This is a genomic window from Nocardiopsis listeri NBRC 13360 (genome assembly GCF_001570765.1).
In the GTDB taxonomy this organism is placed as follows: Bacteria; Actinomycetota; Actinomycetes; order Streptosporangiales; family Streptosporangiaceae; genus Nocardiopsis; species Nocardiopsis listeri.
On record NZ_BCSH01000029.1, the window covers coordinates 60,681 to 83,227 of the forward strand.

At 68.5% G+C, this 22,547-nt stretch carries 19 protein-coding genes; 17 read left to right on the forward strand and 2 right to left on the reverse strand.

All coding sequences use genetic code 11. The features are described from left to right. Positions 1-65: 65 nt before the first annotated feature. The gene (locus NLI01S_RS10470) at positions 66-494 is read right to left on the reverse strand and encodes a PaaI family thioesterase (protein ID WP_067603019.1); all 429 of its coding nucleotides are present in this window, start codon (positions 492-494) and stop codon (positions 66-68) included. A 74-nt stretch (positions 495-568) separates the two neighbouring features. On the opposite strand from NLI01S_RS10470, the gene polA reads away from it, so the two are divergent. The 5 genes from polA to coaE all read left to right on the forward strand — a co-directional run bounded on the left by polA (position 569) and on the right by coaE (position 6,950). Next, positions 569-3,325: a DNA polymerase I gene (gene polA / locus NLI01S_RS10475; protein WP_067603022.1), complete on the forward strand. Its 2,757-nt coding sequence runs from the start codon at positions 569-571 to the stop codon at positions 3,323-3,325. Positions 3,326-3,335: 10 nt separating this feature from the next. After that, positions 3,336-3,797 carry an alternative ribosome rescue aminoacyl-tRNA hydrolase ArfB gene (gene arfB, locus NLI01S_RS10480; RefSeq protein WP_223809190.1) on the forward strand — a complete coding sequence of 154 codons (462 nt, stop codon included), beginning with the start codon at positions 3,336-3,338 and terminating at the stop codon, positions 3,795-3,797. 416 nt (positions 3,798-4,213) lie between these two features. Continuing rightward, a complete protein-coding gene (gene rpsA, locus NLI01S_RS10485; protein ID WP_067603027.1) occupies positions 4,214-5,710 on the forward strand; it encodes a 30S ribosomal protein S1 in 1,497 nt (498 codons plus the stop codon). A 106-nt stretch (positions 5,711-5,816) separates the two neighbouring features. Beyond that, positions 5,817-6,314, forward strand: a complete 498-nt coding sequence (locus NLI01S_RS10490) for a GNAT family N-acetyltransferase (protein WP_067603030.1) — start codon at positions 5,817-5,819, stop codon at positions 6,312-6,314. Between the two features lie 33 nt (positions 6,315-6,347). Then, a complete protein-coding gene (gene coaE, locus NLI01S_RS10495; protein ID WP_067603033.1) occupies positions 6,348-6,950 on the forward strand; it encodes a dephospho-CoA kinase in 603 nt (200 codons plus the stop codon). Here the strand turns inward: coaE and NLI01S_RS10500 are convergent. Further along, entirely contained in the window at positions 6,947-8,815 is a 1,869-nt protein-coding gene (locus NLI01S_RS10500) for a hypothetical protein (protein ID WP_067603036.1), read from the reverse strand. The two genes, coaE and NLI01S_RS10500, sit on opposite strands and share 4 nt — an antisense overlap. Positions 8,816-9,047: 232 nt before the next feature. Between NLI01S_RS10500 and uvrB the strand changes: the two genes are divergently transcribed. The 12 genes from uvrB to NLI01S_RS25180 all read left to right on the forward strand — a co-directional run bounded on the left by uvrB (position 9,048) and on the right by NLI01S_RS25180 (position 22,499). After that, positions 9,048-11,141 (forward strand): excinuclease ABC subunit UvrB, encoded by a 2,094-nt coding sequence (uvrB, locus tag NLI01S_RS10505; RefSeq protein WP_067603041.1) that lies wholly within the window; start codon positions 9,048-9,050, stop codon positions 11,139-11,141. A 152-nt stretch (positions 11,142-11,293) separates the two neighbouring features. Further along, positions 11,294-11,734 (forward strand): DUF3060 domain-containing protein, encoded by a 441-nt coding sequence (locus NLI01S_RS10510; protein ID WP_067603045.1) that lies wholly within the window; start codon positions 11,294-11,296, stop codon positions 11,732-11,734. A 300-nt stretch (positions 11,735-12,034) separates the two neighbouring features. Beyond that, on the forward strand, positions 12,035-13,030 hold the full coding sequence (locus NLI01S_RS10515) for a GNAT family N-acetyltransferase (protein WP_067603049.1): 996 nt from the start codon (positions 12,035-12,037) through the stop codon (positions 13,028-13,030). Between the two features lie 101 nt (positions 13,031-13,131). After that, a complete protein-coding gene (locus NLI01S_RS10520) occupies positions 13,132-14,055 on the forward strand; it encodes a hydroxymethylglutaryl-CoA lyase (protein ID WP_067603109.1) in 924 nt (307 codons plus the stop codon). 270 nt (positions 14,056-14,325) lie between these two features. Continuing rightward, complete coding sequence (locus NLI01S_RS10525; RefSeq protein WP_084392468.1) at positions 14,326-15,966, forward strand: CTP synthase; 1,641 nt, start codon at positions 14,326-14,328, stop codon at positions 15,964-15,966. 35 nt (positions 15,967-16,001) lie between these two features. Further along, positions 16,002-16,661 carry an NUDIX domain-containing protein gene (locus NLI01S_RS10530; RefSeq protein WP_067603056.1) on the forward strand — a complete coding sequence of 220 codons (660 nt, stop codon included), beginning with the start codon at positions 16,002-16,004 and terminating at the stop codon, positions 16,659-16,661. Positions 16,662-16,664: 3 nt separating this feature from the next. Then, positions 16,665-17,645 carry a site-specific tyrosine recombinase XerD gene (locus NLI01S_RS10535; protein ID WP_067603059.1) on the forward strand — a complete coding sequence of 327 codons (981 nt, stop codon included), beginning with the start codon at positions 16,665-16,667 and terminating at the stop codon, positions 17,643-17,645. Between the two features lie 303 nt (positions 17,646-17,948). Next, complete coding sequence (locus NLI01S_RS10540) at positions 17,949-18,908, forward strand: ParA family protein (RefSeq protein ID WP_067603062.1); 960 nt, start codon at positions 17,949-17,951, stop codon at positions 18,906-18,908. Continuing rightward, the gene (locus tag NLI01S_RS10545; RefSeq protein WP_067603112.1) at positions 18,905-19,339 is read left to right on the forward strand and encodes a hypothetical protein; all 435 of its coding nucleotides are present in this window, start codon (positions 18,905-18,907) and stop codon (positions 19,337-19,339) included. The genes NLI01S_RS10540 and NLI01S_RS10545 overlap by 4 nt, the downstream gene beginning before the upstream one ends. Before the next feature lie 115 nt (positions 19,340-19,454). Continuing rightward, positions 19,455-20,261 carry a segregation and condensation protein A gene (locus tag NLI01S_RS10550; protein WP_067603065.1) on the forward strand — a complete coding sequence of 269 codons (807 nt, stop codon included), beginning with the start codon at positions 19,455-19,457 and terminating at the stop codon, positions 20,259-20,261. Positions 20,262-20,263: 2 nt separating this feature from the next. Beyond that, positions 20,264-20,848 (forward strand): SMC-Scp complex subunit ScpB, encoded by a 585-nt coding sequence (gene scpB, locus NLI01S_RS10555; protein ID WP_067603068.1) that lies wholly within the window; start codon positions 20,264-20,266, stop codon positions 20,846-20,848. After that, on the forward strand, positions 20,835-22,499 hold the full coding sequence (locus NLI01S_RS25180) for a pseudouridine synthase (protein ID WP_084392469.1): 1,665 nt from the start codon (positions 20,835-20,837) through the stop codon (positions 22,497-22,499). Before scpB ends, NLI01S_RS25180 begins: the two co-directional genes overlap by 14 nt. Positions 22,500-22,547 lie beyond the last annotated feature (48 nt).

Consider the following 22,547-nt stretch of genomic DNA (forward strand, 5'->3'; position numbering starts at 1 on the left):
ACGGCCCGTGTAGTGATCCTGTGTTCGCCCGTGAAGGTGGGCTTGTCGTTCGGGTCCCGCCGCGGTCAGTTCTGGGGTGCCTCACGGAGCATGCAGGTCAGACGGGAGGTGCACACCTTCCGGCCGGCGTCGTCGGTGATGGTGATGTCCCAGGTGGTGAGGGTGCGCCCCAGGTGGACGGGGGTGGCGACACCGGTGACGTGGCCCTCGGTGGCGGAGCGGTGGTGGGTCGCGTTGATCTCGATGCCCACGGCGATGCGCCCGAACCGGTGCGCGTGGATGGTGGAGCCGATGGAGCCGAGGGATTCGGCCAGAACGCAGGAGGCTCCGCCGTGCAGCAGCCCGAAGGGTTGTCGGTTGCCCTCGACGGGCATGCGACCCACGACGCGTTCGGGTGAGGCCTCGGTGACCTCGATGCCCATGGTGTCGCCCAGGCCGCCGGTGAGTGTTCCGGAGTCCAGCATTTCCTTGAGTTCCCGGGCCTGCGTGCTCATGGTGGTGCCTTCCGATCCGCTGTTCCCGTGGTGATGGCCACGGAGTGTCCCCAGCGCATCCTAAGATTCCCCTTGTGGTGACCAAGCGAGAGACCCCCGAACAGACAGCCCCGGCCGATGGCGGGCGCCCCCGACTGCTCCTTCTGGACGGCCACTCGATGGCCTTTCGCGCGTTCTTCGCGTTGCCGGTGGAGAACTTCGGTACCAGTACCGGGCAGTCGACCAACGCCGTGTACGGGTTCGCCTCCATGTTGGTGAAGTTGTTGCGTGATGAGGAGCCCACGCATGTGGCGGTGGCGTGGGACCTGTCGGGCCCCACGTTCCGGGACGAGGAGTACGACGGTTACAAGGGCGGTCGTTCGGAGACCCCGCCGGAGTTCCCGTCCCAGGTGCCGTTGACGCAGGACCTGATGCGCTTGATCGGCGTGACCAACCTGTCCGCGCCCGGATTCGAGGCCGACGACGTGATCGCCACGCTCGCCCACCAGGGCGGCGAGGCGGGCATGGAGGTGCTGATCGCCTCCGGTGACCGGGACGCCTTCCAGCTGGTCACCGAGAACTGCACGGTGCTGTACCCGGGCAAGAGCCTGTCGGACCTGCGGCGGATGAATCCGGCGGCGGTGGAGGACAAGTACGGGGTCTCGCCCGAGCGCTACCGGGACCTGGCCGCTTTGGTGGGGGAGAAGGCCGACAACCTACCCGGTGTGCCCGGGGTGGGGCCCAAGACCGCCGCGAAGTGGATCGCCAGGTTCGGGTCCCTGGAGGCCCTGGTGGAGCGCGCCGACGAGGTCACCGGCAAGGCCGGGCAGAACTTCCGCGACCACCTGGCCGACGTGCTGCGCAACCAGCGTCTCAACAAGCTGGTAACCGACGTGCCGCTCGACGCCGAGGTGAGCGCGCTCGGTTTGGGTGAGACGGATCGGGCCGGAGTGGACGCGCTCTTCGACAACCTGGAGTTCGCCTCCAACCTGCGTGAGCGCCTGTACGCGGTGGTGCGCGCCGCGGAGCCGGGCGAGGGCGGCGACGGCTCCGGTGAGGGTTTCGAGGTGGACGTGACCGTCGCCGACACCGGCGACGTGGCGGCCTGGCTCACCGAGCACGCCTCCGTGGACGGTGTGACCACCGAGGCTCCGGCCGGACTGGCCCTGGAAGGTACCTGGGGCCGGGGGACCGGTCGGGTGGACGCGCTGGCGGTGACCGTCGCCGGCGGCGCCTCCCTGTACCTGGACCCCACCTTGTTGGACGTCGCCGACACGGAGGCGCTCGCGGCCTTCCTCTCCGACGCGGATCGTCCCAAGGTGGTGCACGAGTGCAAGGGCGCCCTGCTGGCCCTGGGCGCGCACGGGTGGTCCCTGGGCGGCGTGGTGAGCGACACCGCTCTGGCCGCCTACCTGGCCCAGCCCGGGCAGCGCCGGTTCGATCTGGCAGACCTGACCCGCAAGTACCTGGGTCGGGAGCTGGAGGAGGACACCGACGGCGACCAGTTGGCCCTGGACCTGGGTTCGGAGGGCGACGGGGGCGGGCGCGGCCGTGTGCTGTCGGTGCGTGCCGCGGCCACCCGGGACCTGGCGGTCGTGCTCGCCGCGGAGCTGGGCAAGCGTGGTGGGGCGCACCTGCTGCGCGAGGTGGAGCTGCCGCTGGTGGACGTGTTGGCACGGATGGAGCGGGCCGGGATCGCCGCGGACCGCCCCTATCTGGAGGAGTTGCAGGGAGAGTTCGCCTCGGCGGGACGCGCCGCGGTGGAGCGAGCCCACGAGCTCGTGGGCCGTGAGTTCAACCTGGGTTCCCCCAAGCAGTTGCAGCAGGTGCTGTTCGAGGACCTGGAGCTGCCGAAGACGAAGAAGATCAAGACCGGGTACACCACCGACGCCGACGCGCTGGCGTGGCTGGCGGGGCAGACCGTCAACGAGCTGCCGGGGGTGCTGTTGCACCACCGGGACCAGACCAAGCTGCGCACCACGGTCGAGGGTCTGATCAAGACCGTCGCCGACGACGACCGCATCCACACCACGTTCAACCAGATGGTGGCGGCGACCGGGCGGCTCAGCTCCACCGAACCCAACCTGCAGAACATCCCGGTGCGCACGGACGTGGGCCGGCGGATCCGGCGGGCGTTCGTGGTCGGTGCGGGCTACGACGAGCTCCTGACCGCCGACTACAGCCAGATCGAGCTGCGGATCATGGCGCACCTGTCCGGCGAGCAGGCACTGATCGACGCGTTCAACAGTGGTTACGACTTCCACGCGCAGATGGCGGCGCGGGTGTTCGACGTCGCGGTGGAAGAGGTCGACGGTGAGGCGCGTTCCAAGATCAAGGCGATGAGCTACGGGTTGGCCTACGGGTTGAGCGCCTATGGGCTGTCGCAGCAGTTGGGAATCGCTCCTGATGAGGCCAAGCGGCTGATGGAGGACTACTTCGCCAGCTTCGGCGGGGTGCGCGACTACCTGAACGAGGTGGTGGAGCAGGCCCGCAAGGTCGGCTACACCGAGACGATCCTGGGTCGACGCCGGTACCTGCCGGATCTGACCAGCGACAACCGGCAGCGTCGGGAGATGGCCGAGCGGATGGCGTTGAACGCGCCGATCCAGGGTTCGGCGGCCGACATCATCAAGGTCGCGATGTTGCGGGTGGACGCGGCGCTCACCGAGGGTGGACACGACTCCCGTGTCCTGCTGCAGGTGCACGACGAACTCGTGGTGGAGATCGCCCCGGGCGAGCGCGAGGCGGTGGAAAACCTCGTGACGCACGAGATGGGCTCGGCCTATGATCTGCGTGTTCCGCTGGGCGTTTCGGTCGGCAGCGGGCAGAACTGGCACGACGCCGCGCACTAGACGGTGATGGATGGAGAGGGTGGGAACGGTGGCGGGGCAGGACGAGACCACGAAGGGTCTGGCCGTGGGGCCCGTGACCGTTCCCGCGGACGCTTTGACGTGGCGGTTCTCTCGGTCCTCGGGGCCGGGAGGGCAGCACGTCAACACCTCCGACACCCGGGTGTCGTTGTCGCTGGACGTGGCGTCCTGTCGGGCGCTGGGGGAGACCCGCCGGACCCGTGCGTTGGAACGTCTGCGGGGGCGTCTGGTGGAAGGTGTGCTGACGGTGTCGGCGCAGAGCCACCGGTCGCAGGTGCGCAACCGGCTGGAGGCCCGGGAGAAGCTGGCGGCGGTCCTGGCGGAGGCGATCGAGCCCCCGCCGCCGGAACGGCGCGAACGCAAGCCCTCCAAGAACGCCAAGCGGCGTCGGTTGGACGCCAAACGGCGCCGGAGCGAGGTCAAACGGGCACGTTCGCGGCCTTCGATGGAGTGATGTTCGGCTCCTTCGGGGGACGGTTCGGCCCCGTGGGAAGGCCATGAGGTTACGGGTGGGTAAGCACCGTCGGACATGCGACGTCGTCCAGTTGATCTTGACCGTGCCGCTCGGGTAAGTTGCGGCCAATATGCCCTTCGTCGGGTTGGCGGTCCTGGGTTCCGATTGACCAGGACGCCCTTGTCTCATATTCTGGCCAGAGCGTTGTGGGTTTCGTGCGTGCCGTCTGTCGTCCCCGTAGGGGGCGAAGGGTTGCACCGCATCGGTCACCACTCTGGACTCAGGTAGTCGGCGGTCACGGACGGCTCGTTCCGTACATGTGGCCCTGCTCCTCACATCTGGACGACGGATCGAACAGCCCGAGCCCGCGGCGTGCCCATTTCCTGAACCTGTCCGTATCCGGAGTCCACCCACAAATGACGAGCAGCACCGAGGCCACCTCGACACCCCAGGTAGCGGTCAACGACATCGGGTCCGAGGAAGCCTTCCTCGCGGCGATCGACGAGACCATCAAGTACTTCAACGACGGTGACATTGTCGAGGGCACCATCGTGAAGGTCGATCGAGACGAGGTCTTGCTCGACATCGGCTACAAGACCGAGGGTGTCATCCCCTCTCGGGAATTGTCGATCAAGCACGACGTCGACCCCGGTGAAGTGGTTGCCGTCGGCGACCAGGTCGAAGCCCTCGTTCTCCAGAAGGAGGACAAGGAAGGCCGTCTGATCCTGTCCAAGAAGCGCGCTCAGTACGAGCGGGCCTGGGGCACGATCGAGAAGATCAAGGAAGAGGACGGCGTCGTCACCGGTACCGTCATCGAGGTCGTCAAGGGTGGTCTCATCCTCGACATCGGCCTCCGTGGCTTCCTGCCGGCCTCCCTGGTCGAGATGCGCCGCGTTCGCGACCTCCAGCCCTACGTGGGCCGCGAGCTCGAGGCCAAGATCATCGAGCTGGACAAGAACCGCAACAATGTGGTCCTGTCCCGCCGTGCCTGGCTCGAGCAGACCCAGTCCGAGGTTCGCCAGACGTTCCTCAACACCCTCCAGAAGGGGCAGATCCGCAAGGGCGTCGTCTCCTCGATCGTCAACTTCGGTGCCTTCGTGGACCTGGGTGGCGTCGACGGTCTGGTGCACGTCTCGGAGCTGTCCTGGAAGCACATCGACCACCCGAGCGAGGTCGTCGAGGTCGGCCAGGAGGTCACCGTCGAGGTTCTCGACGTGGACATGGAGCGCGAGCGCGTCTCCCTGTCGCTCAAGGCGACCCAGGAAGACCCGTGGCAGCAGTTCGCCCGGACCCACCAGATCGGTCAGGTCGTTCCCGGCAAGGTCACCAAGCTGGTTCCGTTCGGTGCGTTCGTGCGCGTCGAAGAGGGCATCGAGGGCCTGGTCCACATCTCCGAGCTGGCCGAGCGCCACGTCGAGGTGCCCGAGCAGGTCGTCCAGGTCGGCACCGAGATCTTCGTGAAGATCATCGACATCGACCTCGAGCGTCGTCGCATCAGCCTCTCGCTGAAGCAGGCCAACGAGGCCGTCTCGCCCGACCAGGTGGACTTCGACCCCACCCTGTACGGCATGGCCGCGGACTACGACGAGCAGGGCAACTACAAGTACCCCGAGGGCTTCGACCCCGAGTCCGGCGAGTGGCTCGAGGGCTTCGAGGCTCAGCGGGACGAGTGGGAGCGCAGCTACGCCGAGGCGCAGGCTCGCTTCGAGGCTCACCGCAAGCAGGTCGAGGAGGCGCGCGCGGCCGAGGCCGACGCCGCCAACGCTCCTGCTCCGGAGGAAGAGGAGGAGTACACCGGCGGCGGTGCCCAGAGCACCGGTTCCACCGGCACCTCCGACTCCGGCAGTGGCGCCCTGGCCTCCGACGAGGCCCTGGCCGCTCTGCGCGAGAAGCTCGCGGGCGGCGAGGCTTAAGCCTCTGGTCGCTTGAGGGGCCGTTCCCACTTCGGTGGGGGCGGCCCCTCGCCGTGTGTCAGGCTCTAGGGTGAAACCCGCGAAGGGAAGCGCACCAGGAGGCGACGTGTTCGAGATCCACCCGGCTACCGTGGCGGACGCGGGGGAGCTGTTCACCCTCCAACGCGCCGCCTACGTCGATGAGGCGCAGACCTACGGGGACCCGTTCATCCTGCCGCTCACCGAGGGCCTGTCCCGGATCGAGGGACTGTTGGCCTCGGGTGACGCGCTGGTGCTCAAGGCGGTGACGGGTCATCGGCTGGTGGGCGCGGTGCGCGCGGCGACCACCGACACCACCGGGGTGGTGGGTCGCCTGGTCGTGGCCCCCGACGTGCGCGGGCGCGGGATCGCCCGGGCGTTGATGGAGCGGCTGGAGGAGGACCTGCGGCACCGTCGCCCCGAGCTTGCGGCGTTGACCCTGTTCTCGGGGGCGCAGAACACCACCGAACAGCGCCTCTACCGTCGGCTGGGCTACGCCGAGACACACCGGGAGCGCGTCGCCGACCACCTGGTGATGGTGCACATGCGCAAGGAACTGGGGCGGGTGACGGCGGGGTCGGTGTGACGATCGCGCACTCCGACCTCTAGGGTTTGGCGCATGCTGAAAGTGGGACTCACCGGCGGGATCGGTTCGGGCAAGAGCGCGGTCTCGGCCGCGTTGGCCTCCTACGGGGCGGTGGTCATCGACGCCGACGCCATCGCCCGCGAGGTGGTGGAGCCGGGGACCCCCGGCCTGGCCGAGGTCGTCGCCGAGTTCGGGGAAGGGGTACTCACCCCGCAGGGGCGGCTGGACCGGACCAGGTTGGGCGAACTGGTGTTCGCCGACCAGACCCGGCTGGCTCGGCTCAACGCCATCGTCCACCCCAAGGTGGGCGAGCGTAGCGGCCGGCTGATGGAGGAGGCGTTGGAATCCGGCGCCAAGGTCGTGGTCTACGACGTCCCGTTGCTGGTGGAGAACGGTCTGGAGTCCCTCTACGACGTGGTGGTCGTGGTCGACACCCCCGACGAGGTACGGGTGGAACGCGTCTCCCGCGACCGCGCCATGCCGCGTGAACAGGTACGGGCCCGTATCGACGCCCAGGCCGATCGTCAGACGCGGCTGGCCGCCGCCGACTTCGTGGTGGACAACTCCGGGACCCGTGAGGACCTGGCCGAACGCGTTGCTCAGCTATGGCGCGAGCTCTTGGACCGCGCGGACTAGAGGCCCACGCCCTCCTCCGCCTTCGCCGGGGGAGCGATCTTGCGACGCAGCCACTCCGGGATGTGTTCGGCCTGACGCGGGAAGTAGCGGAAGTCCAGCTGATGGTCGAGTTCGGTGATCCGGCGGCCGAAGTCGGGTTCGTTCGTATGGTCGTAGCCCTCCTCTCGGACGCCCTCGGTGTCCACGCTGAAGGAGGCGCGGAACCAGGTGCCCACGCCGCGCTCGTACATGCCCTCGCGCAGCCGTCTCAAGGGGCGGCTCAGAGCGGGTGGGCTCGGGAAGCGTTCCCCCCGGGTCGAGTCCGGTCGCCGGACACGGCACACGACGCCCAGGTGATCGACCAGGGCGTCCACGTCCAGGCTCAGCGCGGTCCACTCACCGGTGACCTCCTCGACCAGGATCTCGCGTAGATCGTCGAGTAGGGCGTCACGTTCGTCCGGAGCGATGGGGGCCCACGGAAAACTCGGTTCGGTGCCGCCGGGTCGGTCCCAGCCCTGTGGGGCCGGGAGCGACGAGGGTGGTCTGTGCCCGCCGGTCGACCATTCGGGCCGCCAATACCGGTCGCGTTCGCCCAGACCGGACACGAACCCATAGGAGATCATGCCGTCCTCCCCGGGGTGTGCGGCGTGGTCGTTCCACCAGGTCGGCCAGTGGTCGTAGGCGCGCCGCAGCGTGTGTCCCTCTCGGGTGACTTCCAACCGGGCGTAGAGCCAACCACCGTGTTCGGGGTGGTCCTCGGCCTCGAAGAGGGATCGCCAGAGCAACATCTCCTCGGGCCCCTTCCACTCGCGTGGTCGTGCCCGCCAATGCGCCTCGATCGCGTTGTGGGTCAGAGTCAGGCGCCCGCCGGGACCCATGCGGTGGCGTGCCCACTCGACCAGACGGAGCAGTTCGGGGCCGTCCTCGGGTGTCGGACGACCGGGGATCTCCTCGGTGCGACGCATGGCGTCCGCGTAGTACAGACCGAACGTCCGGGAACAGCAGACGATCATGTCACGTCGTACGGGACCGTGGTGCCCGGCGGGAAGCACCGTGGCGCCGCCGTTCGGTGTCAGCCCCAGTGCGTCGGCCTGGCCGATCGCGGCCGTGGGATCGGTGCTCTGGTGCAGGAGGGGTAGGGCCTGGGCCAGCGCCGATTCGGTCAGCTCTCGGGTGAGAGCCGCGCGGACCAACCTCGGTAGCAGACCGGTGAGTTCCGCGGTGTTCTCCTCACCCAGGTCCGTGTTGTCGGTGAGTCGTTCGAGCAGGCCCTCCTCGCTGAGGACGCCGCCGAGGTTCAGGTGCACGCCGTCCCGACCGATGTGGTCCGGGTAGGGGGTGCGGTCCCAGGCCTGCCCGTCCCACCAGTACAGGAATCCGACGTTGTTGTCCCGCTCGTGGTCGAGCAGCAGTTCCCAAGGAAGCCAGTCGGGGCCGTCTCGGAACAGGTCGCCGCCCTCCTCGTCCAGGTAGACGGTGTCGGACTCGTGGTCCTGGCCGATGAGCACGCCACGGCCCCCCTCCAGTCGCAGGAGCCACCAGTCGTTGCCGCCGGAATCGTCGTAGCGGATCTGTCCCTCGTCCGCCCGGTGCGGGGAGAAGGGGTCATCGTCCCCGTTTCCGTGCATGAGCGCGGCGTCCAGGGCGGCGTGCGCCCACAGGGTCTCGAACGGCGGCAGGTCCGTGGCGGCGCTGATGTCCTGGTCGTACAAGGGGGCCTCTTCCGGTGTGTGAGCGGACGACAGCCTACTCACGGTCGGTGATGGGCCCGTGCGGAGGGCGGGTCGGGGGTCGGGAGCCTCCTGGCACAGGGCGTCGGAGAGTGAGGTGCCGGCCCCCACGGCCTCGCGGACCAGGTCCTCTCGCACGCCGAGGGTGGCGCGCACGCTCAACAGTCTGGAGTCGAGTTCCTCGGCGGGGGTGGGGTCCTGGCCGGAGGTGAGGGCCGGGTCGGCGTGGTCGGCGGCCCGACCGGGGGCCGGGAGTGGAAGAAGACGGCGAACACGTCCGAAAGAGGCTCGGCGAGGGGGCCTTCCCCGCTTTTGCGAGGCGGGATGTCAGAGGCGGTCTGTAGCGTTGGTATGAGGGGACGCGGTTCGACGGGAGATTTGAGGGCTAGTGAGACCGGTCAGCGACATCAAACGCAGTGAGGCGCCGTTCGAGGTCGTCTCGGAGATGACCCCCGCGGGAGACCAGCCGCGCGCGATCGAGGAGATCAGCGAACGGGTGCGGGACGGGCGCGAGCACACGGTGCTGTTGGGCGCGACCGGTACCGGTAAGACGGCCACGGTGGCGTGGACGGTGGAGCGGTTGCAGCGGCCCACGCTGGTGATGCAGCCGAACAAGACCCTGGCCGCGCAGTTCGCCAACGAGTTGCGGCAGATGATGCCGGGCAACGCGATCGAGTACTTCGTCTCGTACTACGACTACTACCAACCCGAGGCCTACGTCCCCCAGAGCGACACCTTCATCGAGAAGGACTCCTCGATCAACGACGAGGTGGAGCGTTTGCGGCACTCGGCGACCAACTCGCTGCTCACCCGGCGCGACACCATCGTGGTGGCGTCGGTGTCGTGCATCTACGGTCTGGGCACGCCACAGGAGTACGTGGACCGGATGGCGCAGTTGGCGGTCGGCATGGAGGTCGACCGGGACGATCTGTTGCGTCGGTTGGTGGAGATGCAGTACTCGCGCAACGACACCGCCTTCACCCGTGGCACGTTCCGGGTGCGCGGGGACACCATCGAGATCATCCCGGTCTACGAGGAGCTGGCGATCCGCATCGAGATGTTCGGTGACGAGGTCGAACGGTTGATGACGCTGCATCCGCTCACCGGTGAGGTGTTGGGGGAGAGCGAGGAGATGTTCATCTTCCCCGCCTCGCACTACGTGGCCGGTGAGGAGCGCACCGAGCGCGCCATCGCCTCGATCGAGACGGAGCTGGGGGAACGGCTCACCGAGCTGGAGGGGCAGGGCAAGCTGCTGGAGGCGCAGCGGCTGCGCATGCGCACCACTCACGACCTGGAGATGATGCGCCAGCTGGGCAGCTGCTCGGGGATCGAGAACTACTCGCGGCACTTCGACGACCGTGCGCCGGGCAGCGCGCCCAACACGTTGCTGGACTACTTCCCCGAGGACTTCCTGCTGGTCCTGGACGAGTCGCACGTGACGGTTCCGCAGATCGGCGCGATGTACGAGGGCGACGCGGCGCGCAAGCGCACCCTGGTGGACCACGGGTTCCGGTTGCCCTCGGCGATGGACAACCGGCCGTTGAAGTGGGAGGAGTTCACCGAGCGGATCGACCAGTCGGTGTACCTGTCGGCGACGCCGGGCAAGTACGAGCTCCGCCAGGGTGCCGGCGAAGTGGTCGAGCAGGTGATCCGCCCGACCGGTCTGGTGGACCCCGAGGTGTTGGTCAAGGAGACCGAGGGTCAGATCGACGACCTGGTGCACGAGATCCGGGAGCGGGCCGAGCGCTCCGAGCGGGTGCTGGTGACCACGCTGACCAAGAAGATGGCCGAGGACCTCACCGACTACTTCGCGGAGCTGGGGATCCGGGTCCGGTACCTGCACAGCGAGGTGGACACACTGCGGCGCGTGGAGTTGCTCCGCGAGCTGCGCGTGGGCGAGTTCGACGTGCTGGTCGGCATCAACCTGCTGCGTGAGGGCCTGGACCTGCCCGAGGTGTCGCTGGTGGCGATCCTGGACGCGGACAAGGAGGGTTTCCTGCGTTCGGAGACCTCGCTGATCCAGACCATCGGTCGTGCGGCCCGTAACGTGGCCGGTCAGGTGCACATGTACGCCGACCACGTGACCGACTCCATGCGTGCCGCCATCGAGGAGACCAACCGGCGTCGGGACAAGCAGCTGGCCTACAACGCCGAACACGGCATCGACCCGACCCCGTTGCGCAAGCAGATCGCCGACATCCTGGACACCCTCAACCGCGAGGACGTGGACACCGAGGAGCTCATGGCGACCGGCTACCGGCAGGGCGGCAAGTCCGTGAAGGCCCCGGTACCGGCGTTGGGCGAGAAGGCGGATGTGGCGAACATGCCGCGGTCCGAGCTGGCCGGTCTCATCGAGCAGCTCGGTGAGCAGATGCATCAGGCCGCCACGGACCTTCACTTCGAGTTGGCGGCGAGGTTGCGCGACGAGATCGGTGAGTTGAAGCGTGAGCTTCGTGGCATGGACGCCGCCGGGGTGAAGTGACGATGTCGGGCGCCCCGATGATCCCGATCGGTGTGTATCGAATCAGAAACGATCGCAGAACGCTTAGGTCGCATAGTTACCTTCGCGTGACATAGTCTTGGGTTTTGCCCAAGGGGTATGTCGTGATTGCCGTTTTCTGGTGGGGGAGTTCCATGCTCGGTCGGGTGCTCAAAGGTATCGGGGGCGTGGCCCTGCTCGGCCCCTTGCTGGCCGGGTGCGACGTGGGCCGGGCGGCCCCCGAGGAGAGCGCCCCCTCACCCGAGGCCGGTCAGGGGCGGCAGACCACGAGCGAGCCCGAGGGCAACGTCATCGACGACGAGGTGATCCTCGTGGTCGACGACGGGGCCGACGTGCGCGAGGACTGCGAGGAACGGGAGGTCGTGGTCTCCGCCGACCGCGCCACCGTCGTCCTCTCCGGCGATTGCGGGGTGGTGCGCGCGACCGGCCGGGGCTCGGTGGTCGAGGTCGGCAGCGCCGAGAAGATCGTCCTGGTGGGTGTGGACAACGAGATCACCTTCGCCGAAGGTGAGCCCGAGGTGATCAACCAAGGACGCAACACCACCGTCAGCGCGGCGGGCGACAAAGAGGACTGACCTTCGGTGGGAGCGCCCGTGAGGCGGGCGACTTCGTGTCTATCGATACACCGACCCGCCACCCGAGAGTGATCCGCGATCCGTTACCGTAGAGCCCGTCCTTCCGCGCGGTACGGGAGATGATGCCGGACCACCGCCCGATTCACCGATTCCGTGTGCCGGTACCGCGATGAGGCGGTACGGTCGTTCTGGTCCCTCAGACACCGTTATGTCCGCGTCGTGGTGTGAGGGCGACCGCGGCTCGGTCCGCGCCAGAACCGAGGGTGTTCACTTGGGAAGAACCCGCTATGGGAGGGGTGGATGAGCGGTTATGTCGCACGGGTGCGACATGATGAGTCGCCCGGGGGCGACGTCGGACTCGACCCGTTGGTGCGTTCGGCCGCCCAACGCTGGGCGGAGGCCGACCCCCTGCTACCCGAACCCGTGGGGTTCGCCCCCGATTCCTATCCGCTCCTGACCGTCAGTGACGAGGACGGTATCCCCGTCGCCGCGGGCAGCATGCACTACACCTGGTACCAGCCCGGCGAGGTCGGCCGGATCTGGGGCGTGCCCGATCAGCACTGGCTCACCCCCATCGTGGGTGGCCCCGAACCGGCCCGCGCCCTGGACTCACTGCTCACCAGCTGGCGCGACCAGCTGGAGGACCTGCCATCCGGCACCGGTTCGGAGTCGGCGGCCCTGGTCAGCTGGCCGGCCCGTGACGTCAGCGGGATCATCCCGCTGCAACGCCACGGTCTGCAGCCCTACACCGTGCTCGCGGCGCGCCAACGACGACGCGGGGTGCCGCCGTCGCTGCCTCCACGCGACGTGGCCATCCGGCTCGCCGACATCAGCGACCTGACCCAGGTGGTCGGCCTGCTGATGGAGGAACACCGCTACGAACAGAACTTCGGCGGGGTCTTCCTGCAGCCCGACACCGCCGAGCAGACCCGCAAGGTGGCCGCCCGGGCGCTGAACCGATCCCGTTCGTGGATCTGGTTGGCCGAACGCCGTGGCCGTGCCGTGGGTCTGTTGTGGGTATCGCCGCCCGAACGCTCCCGATGGGCCAAGTCCCTGGTGCGGGCCCGCCCGATCGCCCACATCGGCTATGGGGTGGTGACCGCCGCCGAGCGTGGCCACGGGATCGGCACCGCCCTGGTCAGCCAGGCCCACCAGGCCCTGGACAGCCACGGGGTGGGTGTGTCGGTGCTCAACTACGCCGCGATGAACCCACTGTCGGGGCCCTTTTGGCATCGCATGGGCTACCGGCCGGTGTGGACCACGTGGGAGGTCCGCCCCGCGCTCGCCCTGCGCTGACCAGAGGGCAGGGCCACGCCCCGACCCCCGGTGACGGGGGTCACCCTCGCCCTCCCCTAGTCTGGGGCGCAAGACGCGACGGAGCGTGAGAGGTGGACCTGATGACCACGAACGACCGCGGACCCGAGGGCGGCGAGCACGTGGAGATCGTCGAGGTGGGACCGCGTGACGGCCTGCAGAACGAGTCCACCGTGTTGTCGGTCGAGGACCGGATCGAACTGATCGACCGGGCGGTCGCCGCCGGGGTGCGGCGGATCGAGGCAGTCAGCTTCGTCAACCCCAAGCGGGTACCGCAGATGGCCGGGGCCGAGGAGGTCATGGCCGGGGTCCGTCGGGAACCGGGGGTCTCCTTCATCGGACTGGCGCTCAACCGGCGTGGTCTGGACCGGGCCCTGACCGCAGGGGTGTCGGAGGTCAACGTCGCGGTGCCGGCCACCGACGGGTTCTGTGTCCGCAACCAGGGGAGCACGGTCGAGGAGATGCTCCACGCCTTGGCCGACATGGACAAGGCCCTCCAGGGCACCGGGGTACCGCTGAGCGTCACCGTCTCCACCGCCTTCGGCTGTCCCTTCGACGGTGAGGTCGCTCCAGAACGGGTAGCCGAGGTGGTACGCCGGATCGCCGAGACGAGCGCGGCGGAGATCGCGCTGGCCGACACCATCGGTGTGGGCGTGCCCGCCCAGGTCCGCGAACTTCTGCGGTTGACCGCGCAGGCGGCGCCAGGGCGGACCCTGCGCTGTCACTTCCACAACACCCGTAACACCGGCTACGCCAACGCGCTGGCCGCCGTCGAGGAGGGCGTGCGGGTACTGGACTCCAGCCTCGGCGGGTTCGGCGGGTGTCCCTTCGCCCCCGCCGCCACCGGAAACATCGGTACCGAGGACCTGCTCTACCTGCTGCACCGCAGCGGCCTGCGCACCGGTGTGAGTTCGTCGGAGGCCGCGGCCCTGGGCGGCTGGATGGGGGAGCGGCTCGCCAAGTCCCCGCCCGCCTATCTGGGTCGCGCCGGGAACTTCCCCGCCTGATCGGTGTTGCCTTCGCCACCACACCGACGGTGATGACACGCGAGAACGCCGCCGTAGCGGTCCTCGTGCGTGGGCGTTCGAGGGAGGCGGGGAACAGAACGAGGGTGGGAACAGGTTGCCCGGTGTGTGCGAACGGGGGGCCTGTTATCCTGGTGCCCCGTGGAGTCCGACGTGCCGAAACGGCAAGGCCGCCGCTCGGACCCGGACCGCCGCACGGTCGCTCGGCTCTTGCGAGCCCGCCGTAGCCACTCACACCACGGGAGCAACACTTTGGCATCCGCCGCGAGTACCAAGCACCTTTTCGTTACTGGCGGCGTCGCCTCCAGTCTTGGCAAGGGCCTCACCGCCTCCAGTCTGGGCCGACTCCTGAAGTCGCGAGGTCTGCGGGTCACCATGCAGAAGCTGGACCCCTACCTCAACGTCGACCCCGGCACGATGAACCCCTTCCAGCACGGCGAGGTCTTCGTCACCGACGACGGTGCCGAGACCGACCTGGACGTGGGCCACTACGAGCGTTTCCTGGACGTGGAGCTGTCCGCGTCCGCCAACGTCACCACCGGCCAGATCTACTCCAGCGTCATCGCCAAGGAGCGGCAAGGCGCCTACCTCGGTGACACCGTGCAGGTCATCCCGCACATCACCAATGAGATCAAGTCGCGCATCTACGCGATGGACCATCCCGACGTCGACATCGTCATCACCGAGATCGGCGGCACGGTCGGCGACATCGAGTCGCAGCCCTTCCTGGAGTCGGTCCGCCAGATCCGCCACGAGATCGGCCGGGAGAACTGTTTCTTCCTGCACGTGTCCCTCATCCCGTTCCTCGGCCCCGCCGGTGAGATGAAGACCAAGCCGACCCAGCACTCGGTAGCGGCGCTGCGCAGCATCGGGATCCAGCCCGACGCCATCGTGTGCCGTTCGGACCGGCCCATCACCCAGAGCCTCAAGTCCAAGATCAGCCTCATGTGCGACGTGGACGAGGCCGGTGTGGTCTCCACCCCCGACGCGCCCTCCATCTACGACATTCCCAAGGTGCTGCACCGCGAGGGCCTGGACGCCTACGTCGTCCGCCGCCTGGGCATGCCCTTCCGGGACGTGGACTGGACCGAGTGGGACGAGCTGCTGCGTCGCGTGCACCAGCCCGACCACGAGGTCACCATCGCCATGGTCGGCAAGTACATCGACCTGCCCGACGCCTATCTGTCGGTCAGCGAGGCGCTGCGCGCAGGTGGTTTCGCCACGGACACCCGGGTGAACCTTCGCTGGGTCGCCAGCGACAACTGCGCCAGCCCCTCGGGTGCGGCCGCCGAGCTCGACGGCGCCGACGGCATCCTCATCCCTGGCGGGTTCGGCGTTCGTGGCATCGAGGGCAAGCTCGGCGCCATTCGCTACGCCCGTGAGAACGGGATTCCGCTGCTGGGCATCTGCCTGGGTTTGCAGGGCATGGTCATCGAGTACGCCCGCAACGTGCTCGGCCTGGAGGGCGCCAACAGCCTGGAGTTCGATGACAAGGCCGTCGACCCGGTCATCGCCACCATGGCGGACCAGGAGGACGTGGTCGCCGGCGACCGCGACATGGGCGGCACGATGCGGCTGGGTCTGTACCCGGCCGACCTGGGCGAGGGCACCCTGGTCCGTGACCTGTACGACGGTCGGGCGCAGGTCTCCGAGCGTCACCGGCACCGTTTCGAGGTCAACAACGCCTACCGCGCCAAGCTGGAGGAGGCGGGGCTGGTGTTCTCCGGACTCTCCCCTGATGGCAAGCTGGTGGAGTACGTGGAGCTGCCCCGGGACGTCCACCCGTTCTTCATCGCGACACAGGCGCACCCGGAGCTGCGGTCCCGCCCGACCAACGCCAACCCGCTCTTCCGCGGGCTGATCTCCGCCGCGCTGGAGTACAAGGAGTCCTAGGCGACGGTCGGCGGGGCCCGAGTGAGAGGGGCCGAATGACCGACCGGGTCGCAGAAGAGACGACGGGGGCGTACGCGAGGGTCGCGGACGCCCCCGAGTCGTGGCCGGTGGAACGTTCCGAGGAGCGGTTCCGCGGGGCCAAGTGCGGGATGCGCACGGACTGGGTGGAGATGCCCGGCGCCAACGGCGAGGGACGTACCGTCGCGGCCCGTGACTACATGGAACACCCGGGCGCGGCGGCGATCCTGGCCTTGGACGAGCGCGGTCGGGTGCTGTTGCAACGCCAGTATCGGCACGCCGTCGGACACACCCTGTGGGAGCTGCCCGCCGGTGTGCTGGACGTGGAGGGGGAGGGCCCGTTGGCCACCGCCCGCCGCGAGTTGGTGGAGGAGGCGGGGCTGCGCGCCGCCACCTGGCACAAGCTGCCGGACTTCTTCCCCAGCACCGGGTTCTCCAGCGAACGCATCCACCTCTTCCTCGCCCGGGACCTGTCCGAGGTGCCCGAGGAGGAGATCGACTTCGTGCGCGAACACGAGGAGACCGATCTGGCCGCCGAATGGTTGCCGTTGGAGGAGGCGATGCGCGCCGTGCTCTCCGGCCGGCTGCACAACGGCGCGACGATCATAGGGATCCTGGCGGCGCACGCCGCGGCGGCCGACGGGTTCGCGTCGCTGCCCGTGGCCGGCGACCACTGAGCCGTGGAGGAGGAACTGGAGCGTGGGCCGCTGGGACGGGCCCGCGCCGCCTTCCTGGACCATCTGAGCGCCGAGCGGGCTCTGGCCGTCAACACCCTGTCCGCGTACCGGCGTGATCTGGGCCGGTACGTGGAGTACCTGGACGCCCTCGGCGTGACGGAGCCGGGCGAGGTGACCACGGGGCAGGTGGGCTCCTTCCTCACGGCACTGCGCGAGGGCGACGAGGACCACGCTCCGCTGGGAGCCGCCTCGGCCGGTCGCACGTTGGCGGCGGTGCGCGGGCTGCATCGGTTCGCGGTACGCGAGGGGTGGGCGACCATCGACCCGGCCGCGGAGGTGGTGCCGCCCGCCTCGCCCATGCGTCTGCCCAAGGCGATCCCCTTGGACGCGATCGAGCGGTTGTTGGCCGCGGCCGGTCCCGAGGAGGCTCCAGCCTCCGACGCGCGAGCCGACCTGTTGGCCCTGCGCGACCGGGCCCTGCTGGAGTTGCTCTACGGCACCGGCGCGCGGATCTCGGAGGCGGTGGGGCTCGACGTGGACGACGTGACCGAGGCGGTGCGGGAGAGCCCTCAGGTCGGTCTGGTGCGTTTCCGAGGTAAGGGCGGACGAGAACGTCTGGTGCCGCTCGGCTCGCACGCCCGTCGTGCCCTGGACGGGTACCTGATCAGGGCACGGCCGACACTGGCCGCTTCCGGCCGGGGTGGGCCGGCGCTGTTCGTCAACGCGCGCGGGGGCCGGTTGACCCGGCAGGGCGGGTGGGCGCTGTTGTCGGCGGTGGCCGAGAGGGCCGGGGTCGAGGGGATCTCCCCGCACACCCTGCGCCATTCCTTCGCCACGCACCTGCTCGACGGGGGTGCCGACATCCGGGTGGTGCAGGAGTTGCTGGGGCACAGCTCGGTCACCACCACCCAGGTGTACACGCTCGTGACCGTGGAACGGTTGCGGGAGGTGTACGCCACCAGCCACCCCAGGGCACGAAGGTGATCGCCGGCGGCGATGGGGGTCCTGACCGGTGGGACCGGAAGGCTTGTCGTTCGGGGCCGGAGGAGGGTGTCTGGTGTGTACCCTTCTCCTATGAGAAGGAAGGATACGTGCGGCCAGACCCCCTCGGTACGCACGGCGACGAATACTCATCTGATCATGTTGAAGTGCGCCGTGTCGCCGTTCTAGAGTCGCCGCACGAAGGTACGTTGCTGTCGACATATTGAGTTTCCGACGGCGGCCAGTCGTGGGAGACGTCAAGAGTCCCATCGGGCCGTGGCCGGTCCGTAGGGGAGGTCAAGGGTTGTGAACTGGTCGGAGTACGACGAGGCGGCGAACACCGCACCCGTTGGCGGGGGAGACCTCGCCGATCCGGTGAACAACCCGTGGGGGACGACACGCAACACGGGGGCGGATCTGCACACCAAGAGACCGGTGCGCACATATCCAGAGCCAGAGCCGTTGGACGAACACGGCCCGGCAAGGATTGTAGCACTGTGTAACCAGAAGGGTGGGGTCGGTAAGACCACCACCACCATCAACCTCGGTGCCGCCATCGCCGAGTACGGCAGGCGGGTGCTGTTGGTCGACTTCGACCCGCAGGGCGCCCTGTCGGTGGGGTTGGGCCGCCTGGATCCGCGTGAGCTGGACCTGACCGTCTACAACCTGCTCATGCAGCGGGATGTGTCGGTAGAGGACGTCCTGCTCAAGACGGACATCGACGGTCTGGACCTCATTCCGAGCAACATCGACCTCTCGGCAGCCGAGGTGCAGCTGGTCGGCGAGGTGGCCCGCGAGCAGATGTTGGGGCGCGCGCTGCGTCCGGTCATCAATGACTACGACGTCATCCTGATCGACTGTCAGCCGTCGCTGGGCCTGCTCACCGTCAACGCGCTGACCGCCGCAGACGGTGTCATCGTGCCGTTGGAGTGCGAGTTCTTCGCGCTGCGCGGTGTGGCGTTGCTGATGGACACCATCCAGAAGGTCCAGGAACGACTCAACGAGGAACTGGTCATCGACGGTTTCCTCGGGACCATGTACGATCCGCGCACCCTGCACGCACGCGAGGTGCTCTCCACGATCGTGGACGGGTTCGGCGACAAGGTCTACGGCACGGTGATCAACCGCACCGTGCGCTTCCCGGACGCCACCGTGGCGGGTGAACCCATCACCAGGTTCGACTCGTCCTCGGCCGGGGCCAACGCCTACCGGGCTCTGGCCAAGGAGGTGCTGGCGAGGTGGCCTCTCAGCGGTCACGGCGCGTGACGCTACCCGGGGCGGACGAGCTGTTCTTCCGCCCCTCCGGTCCCGAACCGGAAGAGCCGGAGACCGACCACCGACACCAGGTACCGGAACAGACACGACAGGACTCGGCCGAGGGCTCGTCGAAGCGGACCGCCCACAAGGCCAACGGTTCCGATGACGCCGGCAGGTCCAAGAAGACCGGGCGTGGCTCCAAGAGCGTCCGCCGGGCGCCCAAACCCAGCGGTCGCCAGCGTCACGACGAGAAGATCACCGTCTACGTCTCCGGAGCCGAACTGCTGGCCCTGGAACAGACCAGGCTGTCACTGCGGGCCGAACACGGACTGTCGGCCGACCGCGGCCGCCTCGTCCGTGAGGCGGTGGCGGTGCTGCTCGCCGACTTCGAGGAGCACGGATCGAGCAGCATGCTGGTCCGTCGGCTGAGCGAGGACTGACACCAGGGGCACGGGTCGATCGCTGGGGGAGCGGTCGACCCGTGCCCGTTGTCGTCACCGGAGGGTCCCGGGTGGTGCCACCCTTGTTCCATGTGCGAAAGGACGTGGACCCGCCATGGTGACTGAGGACGTCGACGAGGTCGACGAGAACACCTTCCAGGTCCACCTGGACAACTTCGAGGGCCCCTTCGACCTGCTGCTCGGGCTGATCTCCAAACACAAGCTCGACATCACCGAGGTGGCGCTGTCCCAGGTCACCGACGAGTTCATCGCGCACATCCGTGCCCACGGGGACGAATGGGACCTGGACCAGGCCAGCAACTTCCTGCTGGTCGCGGCCACCCTGCTGGATCTGAAGGCGGCCCGACTGCTGCCGCGCGGGGACGTGGAGGACGAGGCCGACCTGGCGCTGCTGGAGGCCCGAGACCTGCTGTTCGCCCGGCTGCTGCAGTACCGCGCCTACAAGGAGGTCGCCTCCTACATGCGCGAGCGGCTGGCCTCCCAGGGGCGCCGTTACGCCCGCGCGGTGCCGTTGGAGGAACGGTTCGCGGGCATGCGCCCGGACGTGCTGTTCAAACTCGGCCCCGAGGAGTTCGCCGCCTTGGCCGGGTCGGTCTTCACTCCCAAGGAACCGCCGAGCGTCCCTGTCACCCACATCCACCAGGCCAAGACCTCGGTCAAGGAACAAGGCGAGTTGATGGTCGCGGAACTGCGCGAGCACGGACGACTCACGTTCGCGGAGCTGACGGTCGCCTGCACCGGTACCTTCGAGATCGTCGCGCGCTTCCTGGCGTTGCTGGAGCTGTACCGGGCCTCCAACGTGGGCTTCGACCAACCCGAACCCTTGGGCGGGCTTCTTGTCACCTGGACCGGTGGCGAAGGCGAGGTCGAGGTGACCGGCGACTATGACGAGGGGGAGTGACCATGACCATGGAACACGCGGCCGACCGTGCGGAGGCGCCGCCCACGCTGCGCCGTGACCTGGAAGCCGTCCTGATGGTCATCGACCAGCCCGTGTCCGAGTTCGACCTGGCGCGCGCCCTGGACGTCCCCCTCGACGTGGTCACCCGCACCCTGGAGGACCTGTCCCGGGAATACACCGAGCAGGGCCGTGGTTTCGACCTACGGGCGGTGGCCGAGGGGTGGCGTGTGTACACGCGACCCGAGTGCGCCGACATCGTCGAGCACTTCCTCAGGGAAGGGCAGGAAGTGCGGCTGACCCAGGCCGCGCTCGAGACGATGGCGGTGGTCGCCTACCGCCAACCGGTCTCCCGTGGCAGGGTTTCCGCGGTACGCGGGGTCAACTGTGACGGAGTCATGCGTACCCTCGTATTGAGGGGCCTGATCGAAGAGGCCGGTCACGACCCCGAGTCCGGTGCGATGCTGTACCGGACCACTTCCTATTTCCTGGAACGGTTGGGCCTGCGCGGCCTCGACGAGCTGGCTGATCTGGCGCCGTTCCTCCCCGACGACATCGAAGGTCTTGACGACACCGGTGAGCAGAACTGACAACGAACGTCCCCGCGGTGAGCGGCGCGACGGATACGCCCCGCGCGGTGAGCGCGGCGACAATGACGACCGCGGTGGCCGAGGCCACCGCCCCCAGCGACAAGACGACCGCCGAGGTGGCGGACGTTTCCAGCGCGATGACCGGCGTGATGAGCGTCGTGGTGGCGGGCGCTTCGAGCGCGATGACCGTCCGCGGCGTGAGGACCGTGACCGTGATCGCGGTGGGTTCCGTGGTCGCGATGACCGACGGGATGATCGCCGCGACGACCGTCGGGACGACCGCCAGGGTGGCGGACGTTTCCAGCGGGACGACCGTGACCGTGGCGGGTCCCGTGGCCGTGATGATCGTCGGGATGACCGTGGTGGTCGTTCCTTCGAGCGTCGTGACGACCGACGTGGTGGCGGTGGCCGTTATGACCGTGACGACCGTCGTCCCCAGGGACGTGATGACCGTCCGCGGCGTGAGGACCGTGACCGTGATCGCGGTGGGTTCCGTGGTCGCGACGACCGACGTGATGATCGTCGGGATGACCGTGGTGGTCGTTCCTTCGAGCGTCGTGACGACCGACGTGGTGGCGGTGGCCGTTATGACCGTGACGACCGTCGTCCCCAGGGACGTGATGACCGTCCGCGGCGTGAGGACCGTGACCGTGATCGCGGTGGGTTCCGTGGTCGCGACGACCGTCGGGATGACCGTGGTGGTCGTTCCTTCGACCGCCGGGACGACCGACGCGGTGGCGGCCGTGACAACCGACGCGACGAGCGTCCGCGCCGCGACAACCGTGGCCCCGCCCCGGTCGCCGGTGGCAAGAGCGAGAACGAGCTGTCCAAGGCGGCACGCGAGCGCCTCAAGGCGTTGCGCGCCGACTACGACCCGCGCGACGACGACCATCCCGGCGACGACCGTGACGCCTACACCGACGTGCCCGGTGGCATCCGCCTGCAGAAGGCGCTCGCCGCGGCCGGTGTCGCCAGTCGTCGCGCCAGCGAGGAGATGATCGCCGCCGGTCGCGTCAGCGTCGACGGGGAGATCGTCCGCAGGTTCGGCGCGCGCGTGGACCCGGAGGTCTCCGAGATCCGCGTCGACGGCATGCGTGTGGTCACCGCTCCGGACAAGCTCTACTTCGCGCTGAACAAGCCCCGCGGCGTGGTCAGCACCATGTGGGACCCGCAGGGGCGCCCGACCCTGGCCGACTACGCCGGTCAGACCTCCGAGCGCATCTTCCACGTCGGTCGCCTGGACACCGAGACCGAGGGTCTGATCCTGCTGACCAACGACGGTGAGCTCGCCAACCGGCTCACGCACCCCCGCTACAAGGTCATCAAGACCTATGTGGCCAAGGTGACCGGCCCGGTGCCGCACCGGGTGGTGCGCGAGCTGGAGAAGGGCGTGGAGCTGGAGGACGGGCCCGTGAAGGTCCACTCCTTCCGTGTGGTCGACAACGACGACCAGCAGGCCATGGTGGAGATCCGGCTGCACGAGGGACGTAAGCACATCGTGCGTCGTCTCATGGAGGCCGTGGGCCACCCGGTCGCGGACCTGGCCCGCACCCAGGTCGGCCCGATCGACCTGAACAACCTCAAACTGGGCACGATGCGCTCGCTCAGTCAGCGTGAGGTCGGCGAACTGTACAAGCAGGCTGCGCTGTAACCGAGCGCTGTCGATACAGTTGACGGCGGCCGCCCCGGACCGGGGCGG

Excerpts from the sequence above, each read along its gene's own strand:
- NLI01S_RS10510 (WP_067603045.1), top strand. The coding sequence starts at position 11,294 with ATGCTCGGTCGGGTGCTCAAAGGTATCGGGGGCGTGGCCCTGCTCGGC.
- NLI01S_RS10550 (WP_067603065.1), top strand. The coding sequence starts at position 19,455 with ATGGTGACTGAGGACGTCGACGAGGTCGACGAGAACACCTTCCAGGTC.
- arfB (WP_223809190.1), top strand. The coding sequence starts at position 3,336 with ATGGAGAGGGTGGGAACGGTGGCGGGGCAGGACGAGACCACGAAGGGT.
- NLI01S_RS10530 (WP_067603056.1), top strand. The coding sequence starts at position 16,002 with ATGACCGACCGGGTCGCAGAAGAGACGACGGGGGCGTACGCGAGGGTC.
- NLI01S_RS10470 (WP_067603019.1), bottom strand. The coding sequence starts at position 494 with ATGAGCACGCAGGCCCGGGAACTCAAGGAAATGCTGGACTCCGGAACA.
- NLI01S_RS10515 (WP_067603049.1), top strand. The coding sequence starts at position 12,035 with ATGAGCGGTTATGTCGCACGGGTGCGACATGATGAGTCGCCCGGGGGC.
- rpsA (WP_067603027.1), top strand. The coding sequence starts at position 4,214 with ATGACGAGCAGCACCGAGGCCACCTCGACACCCCAGGTAGCGGTCAAC.
- NLI01S_RS10520 (WP_067603109.1), top strand. The coding sequence starts at position 13,132 with ATGACCACGAACGACCGCGGACCCGAGGGCGGCGAGCACGTGGAGATC.
- scpB (WP_067603068.1), top strand. The coding sequence starts at position 20,264 with ATGACCATGGAACACGCGGCCGACCGTGCGGAGGCGCCGCCCACGCTG.
- coaE (WP_067603033.1), top strand. The coding sequence starts at position 6,348 with ATGCTGAAAGTGGGACTCACCGGCGGGATCGGTTCGGGCAAGAGCGCG.